This is a genomic window from Pseudomonas sp. FR229a (genome assembly GCF_030209115.1).
In the GTDB taxonomy this organism is placed as follows: Bacteria; Pseudomonadota; Gammaproteobacteria; order Pseudomonadales; family Pseudomonadaceae; genus Aquipseudomonas; species Aquipseudomonas moraviensis_A.
In genome coordinates this window covers 26,366-37,920 of sequence record NZ_JARVSP010000031.1, presented here as the reverse complement: position 1 = coordinate 37,920, position 11,555 = coordinate 26,366, and the positions used below count along the sequence as shown (strand labels likewise).

The window sequence follows — 11,555 nt, the reverse complement described above, 5'->3', positions numbered from 1 at the left end:
GCGAGGTACGCCAGTCGCGGGCGCAGGGTCACCGAATAACGGGTCAGGCGCTTGCCGGAGTCGCCTTGCGCGGCGCGGTAGATCTGGCCATGAATGCCGCTGCCGTCGGGTGACAGCTGCAGAAAGGCCGGTTTGTGCAGCAGGGTTTCGAGGTCCAGCGACGGCTGCTCACTGACCAGCTCCACCTCAAAGACAAAAGGCTGGCTGATGGCTTCCCGGCCGGTGAGGGTAAACACCTGAAAGTCGGCGGAAAGCCCTTCGATGGTCAGGGCAAAGTGGGTTTCATTGGCCGGCGCGAACATCCCTTGTTCCTCGTGCTGTACAGCGGCGCTCGTCGACGGCCGCAAAAAGCGGCTCAACGTACGCGAAATTCTGGAGGGGCGTAAACAACATCGACCAGCAGAGCTGGCCGATGCGTGTAACGGTCAGCCGTAATTAAACGACTGGAGCACGCCAGTCATCGGAACCCGAAGTACCGGATACTTCGTGGGTCCAGGTGATTTTGCGGTAGGTGAACTGCACTTCTTCCAGGTGGGTGAAGTGCGCGTTGCCCGGATCCTGGCAGTTGTGCATTTTGTTGTTGATGGCGACGATGATCGCGTCTTCCAGTTTGGTGGTGTAGTAGTGCTCTTGGGTGCCTTGAGCCGAAGTGCGGTACCACTGGATAACGATTTCGCTCATGCGCTCGCCGGAAGTCAGTGCGGCTTGCAGCAGAGGCGAAGCCTTGTCGTAGACCTTGGTGATCACGACTGGCTTGTGCACGCGCTGACCGGTTGGCTGACCGGATTGCGGGTCACGCGGGATGATCACGTCGTGGGTGAAAGCCTGAACCATGACTTGGTCTTCGTGGCCTTCCTGGTAGGTGTTGCCAACGGAGTCGGCGGTGAACGCGCCGGCAGTGATCAGGCCTTGTTTTTCGCCGGTAACCGACATGTACGCTGGTGTTGCCATGGGGTGCTCTCCTTGCGGATAAATTGAGGGTGCCCGGAGGCGAAATCGCCCGGTGGGTGGCTGAGGGTTATCAAGGAGCGTGCCAGGTTTGGAGAGGAGCCCGGGTGGCGGGCTCGCCATGGTGGTCGGTCATCTTTCGGGGCGATTTTCAGCGGAATAATCAGAAGAAAGTGCGCAAGAAGTTGCGCAGTACTGCGCAACTTCTTGCGCACTTGGCTGCAGGCCTTGCACTGCCTGGGCTGCAGAGGATTTAGGCCCTGAAATATTACGACCAACTGCGCAACTTCTTGCGCAGTTGGGGATTTTCCGGGACCGAGGGGGTTGCTTCGCGAGCAGGAAATTTTGGTGTGCCGGAAAGCGTTAGCGCACCTCGAAACTTTCGATGGCGCGATCGCAGAATCACTATGTAAAAGCTGAATGTAGGAAATCGAGTATTTTCGGCACGGCTATGTCTGTAGGAAATTCCTGTTTTTGCACTCGCTTCAGCGAAATGCCCCCCAAACGATGCTTTTTCCATTATTCATTCTAAGTGCACGTATCGCTGCGGATGCTCCGCTCTTCGCGGAACCTGACCGAGCCTGACGAATGACATAGGTTGTTTGCAGTGCAAAGTGTCGCAGATAACCCATTGCTCAACGGCCCGCGACAAGAGTTGACGCCAACCATGGTTGTGAGCGCCTCTTCAGAGCGCAAGCAACATCTGGAAGCACACTTGAGCGCAGAGCAGAGAAGTTTTCGATCCAGGCTGACGGCCCGGGGGCCGATAACCATTGTTTGGAGACCGAACATCACTACGAGTGGATTAACCCGATCGCTTACTCAAGTGGGGCCACGTTTCGGATTGTTACTGCAGTGAGATCAACGCAATTAATAAACATATAACTCCTAGTCATTTGTTCAACGGAGCAGGTCATTGAAAAAGGATATTTCAAGCAGAATGGTCAGCAGTCATCGTTTGACTTACCTCGATTCGCTCAGGGCCCTGGCGGCGCTGACAGTCATGGGCTCTCACTATATTGAAAGAACGCCACTACTCAGCTGGGTGGTATTCGATTATTTTCGGCCGGGGCAGTTCGGCGTCGTGGTTTTTTTTATGGTCAGCGGTTTCGTAATTCCGTTCAGTTTCAAGGATTATCCCGGAAAGAACCGGCGGTTCATGATTTCAAGGTTTTTCAGGTTGTACCCTGCCTATTGGCTCTCAGTAATATTGGCCTGCTTTGCTATTGTTTTTTTTATTTCGGGGGAGCTTGAAGAGAGCAGGGTATTGGCAAACGTCACCATGGTTCAGGCAGTGTTAGGGTACGCCAACTTGTTTGGTGTGTATTGGACCTTATTTGTCGAGCTGGTTTTCTATGGTCTTTGTATTGCGCTGAGTCTATTCGGATTGCTGGGGTGCCTGAAAACAAGGTTCTGGTTGGCAATAGCACTACTATTGCTTGCGCTGACCGGAGCGGCGGCACGAAATTATTACTTTGTCTCGGCCCCTGTTGGAATCCTGTCATCGCTTTCATTGATGTTGTTTGGAGGGATATGGCGCAACTATCAAATCGATCGAAATCCGTCGGGAAAGAAATACAGCATGATCTGGATCGCTATGTTTGTTACCACATTTCCGATCATCGCACTGCTGGCTTACGATATCGATCAAGGGCTGCAAGAAAGTGCCTGGAACTTTACCGGTAGTTATTTTGCTGCGCTGGTGTTCTTTGTGTTGGCTACCACGGTGTTGAAGCTGGAAAGCCGGGTGCTCGCTTTTCTAGGGACGATCAGCTATTCAGTCTATCTGATCCATCCGTTCTTCCTGGAGTTGGCTGACTCGAAGGTGCATCTGCAGAACGGTTTCAATGCTCCTGTTTTTGTTATTTATTGTCTGAGCACGCTTGTCTTCTCATCACTTTGTTATTTCTTGATAGAGAAGCGCTCGATCCGATTGGGCCAGCATATCAATGCAATTCTCGATGCGCGATTGACGAACAGCAAAGCGGCCGGCGCAGCGAAGGCATCATCGATCGAAGCGGGAGTCTGAGATCCTTGAAAATCTTACCCTTTGCTACTGACGGGGCAGGAAGTCCGGTAGATCGACTGACGCATCTGGATGCCTTGAGAGGCATCGCTGCAATGTTCGTGGTGGTAGCACACTTCATCGAACGAACCCCGCTCAGGGACTCTTTCTTCTTTGCTCATGTGAACTTGGGGCAGGTAGGGGTGGTGATCTTCTTCGTGATCAGCGGGATGGTCATTCCTTATAGTTTGAAACAGGGCCGGCATGCGCTGGCGGTTTTCGCCGTTTCCCGGTTTTTCAGACTCTATCCGGCGTATTGGTTCTCCATAGCTCTGGCGGTTGCGAGTTCGGACTGGTTTTTGTCGACGCCCGTACCGCTCTCCACAGTATTGATCAACATGACGATGCTGCAGGCCGCTGTGCAAACACCGGATCTGTTCGGCGTGTATTGGACTCTGATCATCGAGATGTTTTTCTACGTGGCTTGCGCGGCGTTATTCAGCGTCGGCCTCCTGGGTAAAGCCTGGGTGCGACTCAGCGCGGCAATCGGGTTGCTGGCAGTGGCGCTGATCTTTGCGATCACCAGGTTCTATCTGGCCAAAAAGATCCCCGTGGCGCTGCCGTTGTGCCTCTCAATCATGTTTTTCGGCAGCCTGTGGCGGGATGTCAGCCTGGGCCTGGCGCATGGGCAAGCTCACCGATACGTCGCTGTCTGGTTGGCATTATTCGCGTGTTTGCTTCCGATTATCTGCCTGCTGGCTTACAGCGCCGATCAGGGCTACAAGGAAAATCCGCTGGTTTATATGACCAGTTATCTGATCGGTATGGCCATTGCCCTTGTGGTGACGTTGTTCCTGCGCAAAAGCATCAACAGCCTGACGTTTCTGGGCACGATCAGTTATTCGATGTATCTGATACACCCGTTCTTTCTGGAGTGGGCGGCGTATGCGACAGACCTGCAGGCACAATTCGATGTTGTGGTTTTTCTGAGCTACTTGCTGGCGACGCTGGTAATGGCCAGTGTCGTTTATGCATTGCTGGAAAAACCAGGTATTGGCTTGGCCAAGGCGATCAATTCGAAATTGCAGCGCGGCGCCAGCAAAAGAGCGCAGGCCTGAGGATCGAGAGCGTCTTATAAATGAAACACCGCCCTCGGCTATACTCCCCGCATTTCGATCAGGCACGAGGATTCACTGTGAAGAACTGGACGTTGCGCCAACGCATCTTGGCGAGCTTTGCGGTGATTATCGCCATCATGCTGTTGATGGTGGTGCTGTCCTACTCGCGGTTGCTGAAAATCGAGGCCAGTGAAAACAGCGTGCGCGACGATGCCATCCCCGGCGTCTACTACAGCTCGATGATTCGCGGCGCGTGGGTAGACAGTTATTTGCAGACCCAGGAGCTGCTCGGCCTCAAGGAAGGCCAGGGCATTTCCAGCGAAGATGCGGCGGACTACAAGGCATTCGAGGCGCGTCTGCAAGAGCAGATGGCCAACTATCGTAAAACCATGGCTACCGACGAAGACCGTTCCGAGTTCGCCCTGTTCGAGAAATATCACGATACCTACATCGAGATTCAAAACGCTGTACTGGACCTGCGCAGTCGTAATCTTGAAGCGGATGCGGTCAAGTTATTCAACGAAAAACTGACTCCGGCCTGGTACACCGGGCGCATGAAACTCAACGACATCATTGGCGAAAACAAAGTCGTCGCTGATACCGCCATGGCCAACATCGACGACGCGGTGGCGACGGCCAAAGTCAGCATGGTCATTTCCCTGCTGGTCGCGGTGCTGGCCGCCGGCCTCTGTGGGCTGCTGTTGATGCGCGCAATCATGGCGCCGATGAACAGGATCGTGACCATCCTCGACATCATGCGCACCGGCGACCTGAGCTCGCGCCTGAACCTCGATCGCAAGGACGAGTTCGGCGCGGTCGAAACCGGCTTCAACGACATGATGACCGAGCTGACGTCGCTGGTCTCCCAGGCGCAGCGCTCTTCGGTGCAGGTGACCACCTCGGTAACCGAGATCGCCGCCACCTCCAAGCAGCAACAGGCGACCGCCACCGAAACCGCAGCGACCACCACCGAAATCGGCGCGACATCCCGCGAGATCGCCGCGACCTCGCGGGATCTGGTGCGGACCATGACCGAAGTGTCCACCGCTGCCGATCAGGCCTCGGTGCTCGCCGGTTCCGGCCAGCAAGGCCTGGCGCGCATGGAAGACACCATGCACTCGGTAATGGGCGCGGCCGATCTGGTCAACGCCAAACTGGCGATCCTCAACGAGAAGGCCGGCAACATCAATCAGGTGGTGGTGACCATCGTCAAAGTGGCCGATCAGACCAACCTGCTGTCGCTCAATGCGGCGATCGAAGCCGAGAAGGCTGGCGAGTACGGCCGCGGTTTCGCCGTGGTCGCTACCGAAGTCCGGCGTCTGGCGGATCAGACCGCCGTGGCCACTTATGACATCGAGCAAATGGTCCGCGAGATCCAGTCGGCGGTGTCGGCCGGGGTGATGGGCATGGACAAGTTTTCCGAAGAAGTGCGCCGTGGCATGTCCGAAGTGCAGCAGGTCGGCGAGCAGCTGTCGCAGATCATCCATCAGGTGCAGGCGCTGGCCCCGCGAGTGTTGATGGTCAATGAGGGCATGCAGGCCCAGGCGACCGGCGCCGAACAAATCAACCACGCGCTGGTGCAGTTGGGCGATGCCAGCAGCCAGACCGTCGAATCGCTGCGTCAGGCCAGTTTCGCCATCGACGAACTGAGCCAGGTGGCCGTCGGCCTGCGCAGCGGCGTTTCGCGATTCAAAGTCTGATGAGCGAAATCATCGCCAAGCGTGGCGCCGCGCCAGTGGCGAAACCGGCACTGTTCCTGCTGTTTCGCATCGGCAGCGAACGCTATGCCCTGCGCGCCACCGAAGTGGCCGAAGTGCTGCCGCGCCTGCCGTTGAAACCGATTGCCCGCGCGCCGCATTGGGTGGCCGGGGTGGTCGCCTATCGCGGCGCGGTGGTGCCGGTGATCGATCTCAGCGCGCTGACTTTTGGCCAGCCCGCCGAGGCGCGCACCAGCACGCGGCTGGTGCTGGTCAATTATCAGCCGGATCACTCGCAGCCCGCGCAATGGCTTGGGCTGATTCTCGAACAGGCCACCGACACACTGCGCTGTCATCCGCAAGATTTTCAGCCCTACGGCCTCGACAACCGTGAGGCGCCGTACCTCGGCCCGGTGCGCGAAGATGCGCTGGGATTGCTGCAATGGGTGCGGGTCAATGACTTGCTCGATGACGCCGTGCGCAGTTTGCTGTTCCCCGATCCGCCGCGCGATCCGGCGCAGCTTGAGGCGCAGCCATGAATGGTGATCAGCGCTTTTTTGATTTCCTCAAGGAACGCATCGGCCTCGATGTCGCCTCGGTGGGCGCGGCGATCATCGAACGTGCCGTACGCCAGCGCACCACACTTTCCCAGGCCGCCCACGCCGACGGATATTGGCAATTGTTGCAAGGCTCGCGGGATGAACAGCAGGCGCTGATCGAAGCGGTGATCGTCCCGGAGACGTGGTTTTTCCGCTACCCGGAATCCTTCGCCACGTTAGGCAAACTGGCGCGAGCTCGGCTTAAAGAACTCAACAACATGCGCGCGTTGCGCATCCTCAGCCTGCCGTGCTCCACGGGCGAAGAACCCTATTCGATTGCGATGGCCTTGCTTGATGCCGGATTGCAGCCGCATCAATTCAAGGTCGATGGCATGGACATCAGTCCGCTCTCGGTGGAAAAGGCCCGGCGTGCGTTGTATGGCAAGAATTCGTTTCGCGGTCAGGATCTGGAATACCGCGAACGACATTTTTTGGCCGAGCAGGACGGCCACCGGGTCAACGAATACGTTCGTGAACAAGTGCGCTGGCAGGTCGGCAATGTGCTCGATCCGACGCTATTGGCGAACGAGCCTGCCTTCGATTTCGTGTTCTGCCGCAACTTGCTGATCTACTTCGACCAACCGACCCAGAAGCAGGTGTTCGAAGTGCTCAAGCGCCTGACCCATGTCGACGGCGTGCTGTTTATCGGCCCGGCGGAGGGCAGTCTGCTCGGGCGCTTGGGCATGCGCTCGATCGGTATCGCGCAGTCCTTTGCCTTCAGCCGTCATAGCGAGCCGCACCCCGAACCGCTGCCGACGCCCAAACCGCTCGCCGTGCCGGTCAGCCAACCACTGCGCAGCACCCCGCCGCCACCAGTGCGCAGCCGTCCGTTTGCCGCCGTGACCGCTTTGCCAGTGACGAAAAAAACCGCCGACCCGGACGCCGCGACATTGCTGGCGCAGATTGCCGCACTGGCCAACGAAGGCAAAAGCGCCGAGGCCCGTGTCGCGTGCGAACAGTATCTGCGCAGTCATGAACCGGTGGCGCAGGTGTTCTACTGGCTCGGCCTGCTCAGCGATGTCGCCGGGCTGAGCCTCGAAGCCCAGGGTTACTATCGCAAGGCCTTGTATCTCGAACCGCAGCACCCCGAAGCGCTGATGCACCTGGCCGCGTTGCTCCAGGCCCAGGGCGACTCGGTGGGTGCCCGACGATTGCAGGAGCGCGCCGCCCGCAGCGGGCGCACCGCCGACAGTGAGCGTAAATGATGAGCGCGTCCGACACCTTGAACGTTACCCACGAAGACGCCCGCGCCATCGACGATTGCTGGAACCGCATCGGCATTCATGGCGACAAGTCCTGCCCGTTGCTGGAAGAGCACATCCATTGCCGCAACTGCTCGGTGTATTCCGCCGCCGCCACGCGCCTGCTCGACCGCTATTCGTTGCAGCAGGACCAGCGCGACGCGGTGGTCAGCAAAGTCGAAACCGACGTCAAGACCCGCTCTTTGCTGATGTTCCGCCTCGGCGAGGAATGGCTCGGACTGGCGACGCGCAGCCTCGTTGAAGTCGCGCCGCTGCAGGCGATTCATTCGCTGCCGCACCAGCGCTCGCGCGCCCTGCTCGGCGTGGCCAACGTGCGTGGCGCACTGGTCGCGTGCCTGTCGCTGGTGGAATTGCTCGACCTTGACGGCAGCGTTGCGCCGGTCGGCGGCGGACGAGTCATGCCGCGCATGCTGATCATCGCCGCACACGGCGGGCCAGTGGTGGTGCCGGTGGATGAGGTCGACGGCATCCATGCCATCGACGAACGCATCCTTGATGCCGCGTCGCAGTCCGGTGCGCAGACCAGTGCCAGGTACACCCGTGGCGTTCTGCAATATCGCGGTCGCAGCCTGCGCTGGCTGGATGAAGAACAGCTGTTGTCTGCCGTGACCCGGAGCCTGACATGACCCCCGAGCAAATGCGCGACGCCTCTCTGCTCGAACTGTTCAGCCTCGAAGCCGAGGCCCAGACCCAGGTGCTCAGCGCCGGACTGCTGGCGCTGGAGCGCAATCCGACCCAGGCCGATCAACTGGAGTCGTGCATGCGCGCGGCGCACTCGCTCAAAGGCGCGGCGCGCATTGTGGGCATCGACAGCGGCGTCAGCGTCGCCCACGTCATGGAGGATTGCCTGGTCAGCGCGCAGGAAGGCCGTTTGTTACTACGTCCCGAGCACATCGACGCGTTGTTGCAGGGCACCGACCTGCTGATGCGCATCGCCACGCCGGCCAACGCGCCGCAATCGACTGACATTGAAGCCTACGTGGTGTTGATGGGGCGTTTGCTCGATCCGTCGGCAGCAGCCGCTGTCGTTGCTTCGCCGCCGATGGCCGATTTGCAGATCGAGCCAGCGCCAATGGTGTCGGCGCCGATTATTGACGAGCCCGCCGAGCCGACACCGCGCAAAAACAAACGCACCACCGAAGGCGGCGAGCGCGTTTTGCGCGTCACCGCCGAGCGCCTGAACAGCCTGCTCGATTTGTCGAGCAAATCGCTGGTGGAAACCCAGCGGCTGAAACCGCATCTGGCGACCATGCAGCGCCTCAAGCGCATGCAGAACAACGGCCTGCGCGCGCTGGAAAATCTCAACGTTCACCTGAAGGAGCACGCGCTGAGTCTGGAAGCGCTCGAATCGCTGGAAGATGCGCGACGCCTGCTCGCCGAGTCGCAGCAACTGCTCAGCGAGAAAAACGCCGAACTCGACGAGTTCGCCTGGCAAGCCAGCCAGCGTGCACAAGTGCTCTACGACACCGCGCTGGCCTGCCGCATGCGCCCCTTCGCCGACGTGCTGAGCGGGCAGGCGCGCATGGTTCGCGACCTCGGTCGCAGCCTCGGCAAACAAGTGCGCCTGGAGATCGAAGGCGAGAAAACCCAGGTCGATCGCGACGTGCTGGAAAAGCTCGAAGCGCCGCTCACGCATCTGCTGCGCAACGCCGTCGATCACGGCATCGAAACCCCGGAACAACGCCTGCTCAAGGGCAAGCCCGAAGAAGGCCTGATCCGCCTGCGCGCCTCCCATCAGGCCGGTTTGCTGGTGCTGGAATTGAGCGATGACGGCAATGGTGTCGATCTGGAGAAAGTCCGCCGCAGCATCATCGAACGGCAGTTATCCCCAGCCGAAACTGCAGCGCAATTGAGCGAAGAAGAACTGCTGACCTTCCTGTTTCTGCCCGGTTTCAGCCTGCGCGACAAGGTCACCGAAGTGTCCGGCCGTGGCGTCGGTCTGGACGCTGTTCAGCACATGGTTCGCCAATTGCGCGGGGCCGTGGTGCTGGAACAGACGGCGGGCGAGGGCAGCCGTTTCCACCTGGAGGTGCCGCTGACGCTGTCGGTGGTGCGCAGCCTTGTGGTCGAGGTCGGCGAAGAGGCCTATGCGTTCCCGCTGGCGCACATCGAACGCATGTGCGACCTAGCCCCCGAAGACATCGTGCAGGTCGAAGGCCGTCAGCACTTCTGGCACGAGGGCCGCCATGTCGGCCTGGTGGCGGCGAGTCAGTTGCTCAATCGCCCGGCCAACCAGAACGCCGGCGCTACCCTCAAAGTCGTGGTGATCCGCGAGCGCGAGGCAATCTACGGCGTGGCGGTCGAGCGTTTCGTCGGTGAGCGCACGCTGGTGGTGCTGCCGCTGGATGAGCGCCTGGGCAAGGTTCAGGACATCTCCGCCGGGGCCTTGCTCGATGATGGTTCGGTGGTGCTGATCGTCGATGTGGAAGACATGCTGCGGTCGGTGGACAAACTGCTCAATACCGGGCGCCTGGAACGCATCGCTCGCCACGGCAACCAGGCTGCCGAGGCGGCGCGCAAACGGGTGCTGGTGGTCGATGATTCGCTGACCGTGCGCGAGCTGCAACGCAAACTGCTGCTCAATCGCGGCTACGACGTCGCGGTGGCGGTGGACGGCATGGACGGCTGGAACGCGCTGCGTTCGGAGAACTTCGATCTGCTGATCACCGATATCGACATGCCGCGCATGGACGGCATCGAGCTGGTCACCCTGTTGCGCCGCGACAACCGTCTGCAATCGCTGCCGGTGATGGTCGTGTCGTACAAGGATCGCGAAGAAGACCGTCGCCGTGGACTGGACGCCGGCGCCGACTATTATCTAGCCAAAGCCAGTTTTCATGACGACGCCCTGCTCGATGCAGTGGTCGAGCTCATTGGAGGAGCGCGGGCATGAGGATCGCAATCGTCAACGACATGCCCCTGGCGGTGGAGGCCTTGCGCCGAGCACTGGCCTTCGAGCCGGCGCATCAGGTGATCTGGGTCGCCAGCAACGGCGCCGAGGCGGTGCAACGCTGCGCCGAATACACCCCGGACCTGATTCTGATGGACCTGATCATGCCGATCATGGACGGCGTCGAAGCCACGCGGCGGATCATGGCCGAGACCCCGTGCGCGATTGTCATCGTCACCGTCGACCGCCAGCAGAACGTGCACCGCGTGTTCGAGGCCATGGGCCACGGCGCGCTGGACGTGGTCGACACTCCGGCGATCGGCGCCGGCAATGCCCAGGAAGCGGCGGCACCGTTGCTGCGCAAGATCCTCAACATCGGCTGGCTGATCGGCGACAAGGCGCCACGTTCGCGCCCGGCGCCGAGTTCGCCGCGCAGTTCGCCGTCACGCCAGCGGCTGGTGGCGATCGGTTCTTCTGCGGGTGGGCCGGCGGCGCTGGAGGTTTTGCTCAAAGGCCTGCCGAAGGATTTTTCCGCGGCGATCGTACTGGTGCAGCATGTCGATCAGGTGTTTGCCGCCGGCATGGCCGAATGGCTGGCCAGCGCCAGCGGCCTCGATGTGCGTCTGGCCCGTGAAGGCGAGCCGCCGCAAAGTGGCGCGGTGTTGCTGGCCGGGACCAATCACCATATCCGCTTGTTGAAAAACGGCACGCTGGCCTACACCGCCGAACCCGTCAACGAGATCTATCGCCCCTCGATCGACGTGTTTTTCGAGAGCGTGGCCAGTTACTGGAACGGTGACGCGGTCGGGGTTTTATTGACCGGGATGGGGCGCGATGGTGCGCAAGGGCTTAAGCTCATGCGCCAGCAGGGTTATTTGACCATCGCTCAGGATCAGCACAGCAGTGCGGTGTACGGCATGCCCAAGGCTGCCGCGGCGATCGATGCCGCGGTGGAAATTCGCCCGCTGGAAAAGATAGCGCCACGATTGCTGGAGATTTTCCCCAAATGAACAGGTTGATCGGCAATCCAGGCCCC

10 protein-coding genes are annotated in these 11,555 nt (G+C 59.8%); 8 read left to right on the top strand and 2 right to left on the bottom strand.

Annotation, left to right across the window (positions count from 1 at the left end; all coding sequences use genetic code 11):
- Together QRN33_RS23540 and QRN33_RS23535 are read right to left on the bottom strand one after the other, a co-directional pair.
- Positions 1–302, bottom strand: a 302-nt coding sequence (locus QRN33_RS23540) for a contractile injection system protein, VgrG/Pvc8 family (RefSeq protein ID WP_285410421.1), incomplete at its 3' end; no start/stop codon positions are given.
- Between the two features lie 133 nt (positions 303–435).
- Positions 436–951, bottom strand: a complete 516-nt coding sequence (locus QRN33_RS23535) for an Hcp family type VI secretion system effector (protein WP_007949952.1) — start codon at positions 949–951, stop codon at positions 436–438.
- A 913-nt stretch (positions 952–1,864) separates the two neighbouring features.
- Between QRN33_RS23535 and QRN33_RS23530 the strand changes: the two genes are divergently transcribed.
- The 8 genes from QRN33_RS23530 (at position 1,865) to QRN33_RS23495 (ending at position 11,529) form a co-directional block, all read left to right on the top strand.
- Entirely contained in the window at positions 1,865–2,977 is a 1,113-nt protein-coding gene (locus tag QRN33_RS23530) for an acyltransferase family protein (protein ID WP_285410418.1), read from the top strand.
- A 5-nt stretch (positions 2,978–2,982) separates the two neighbouring features.
- Positions 2,983–4,071 (top strand): acyltransferase family protein, encoded by a 1,089-nt coding sequence (locus QRN33_RS23525; RefSeq protein ID WP_253277636.1) that lies wholly within the window; start codon positions 2,983–2,985, stop codon positions 4,069–4,071.
- Positions 4,072–4,148: 77 nt separating this feature from the next.
- The gene (locus QRN33_RS23520) at positions 4,149–5,771 is read left to right on the top strand and encodes a methyl-accepting chemotaxis protein (protein ID WP_064364285.1); all 1,623 of its coding nucleotides are present in this window, start codon (positions 4,149–4,151) and stop codon (positions 5,769–5,771) included.
- Positions 5,771–6,307: a chemotaxis protein CheW gene (locus QRN33_RS23515; protein ID WP_285410414.1), complete on the top strand. Its 537-nt coding sequence runs from the start codon at positions 5,771–5,773 to the stop codon at positions 6,305–6,307. Before QRN33_RS23520 ends, QRN33_RS23515 begins: the two co-directional genes overlap by 1 nt.
- Positions 6,304–7,572, top strand: coding sequence for a CheR family methyltransferase (locus QRN33_RS23510; RefSeq protein ID WP_285410412.1), 1,269 nt, complete (start codon positions 6,304–6,306; stop codon positions 7,570–7,572). The genes QRN33_RS23515 and QRN33_RS23510 overlap by 4 nt, the downstream gene beginning before the upstream one ends.
- Positions 7,572–8,255 (top strand): chemotaxis protein CheW, encoded by a 684-nt coding sequence (locus QRN33_RS23505; RefSeq protein ID WP_042606943.1) that lies wholly within the window; start codon positions 7,572–7,574, stop codon positions 8,253–8,255. Before QRN33_RS23510 ends, QRN33_RS23505 begins: the two co-directional genes overlap by 1 nt.
- A complete protein-coding gene (locus QRN33_RS23500) occupies positions 8,252–10,522 on the top strand; it encodes a hybrid sensor histidine kinase/response regulator (protein WP_285410410.1) in 2,271 nt (756 codons plus the stop codon). Before QRN33_RS23505 ends, QRN33_RS23500 begins: the two co-directional genes overlap by 4 nt.
- Positions 10,519–11,529 carry a chemotaxis response regulator protein-glutamate methylesterase gene (locus QRN33_RS23495; protein WP_281922882.1) on the top strand — a complete coding sequence of 337 codons (1,011 nt, stop codon included), beginning with the start codon at positions 10,519–10,521 and terminating at the stop codon, positions 11,527–11,529. Before QRN33_RS23500 ends, QRN33_RS23495 begins: the two co-directional genes overlap by 4 nt.
- The last annotated feature ends 26 nt before the right edge of the window (positions 11,530–11,555 follow it).

Coding starts and splice junctions, on each gene's coding strand:
- QRN33_RS23535 (WP_007949952.1), bottom strand. CDS start 951: ATGGCAACACCAGCGTACATGTCGGTTACCGGCGAAAAACAAGGCCTG.
- QRN33_RS23515 (WP_285410414.1), top strand. CDS start 5,771: ATGAGCGAAATCATCGCCAAGCGTGGCGCCGCGCCAGTGGCGAAACCG.
- QRN33_RS23510 (WP_285410412.1), top strand. CDS start 6,304: ATGAATGGTGATCAGCGCTTTTTTGATTTCCTCAAGGAACGCATCGGC.
- QRN33_RS23505 (WP_042606943.1), top strand. CDS start 7,572: ATGAGCGCGTCCGACACCTTGAACGTTACCCACGAAGACGCCCGCGCC.
- QRN33_RS23500 (WP_285410410.1), top strand. CDS start 8,252: ATGACCCCCGAGCAAATGCGCGACGCCTCTCTGCTCGAACTGTTCAGC.
- QRN33_RS23495 (WP_281922882.1), top strand. CDS start 10,519: ATGAGGATCGCAATCGTCAACGACATGCCCCTGGCGGTGGAGGCCTTG.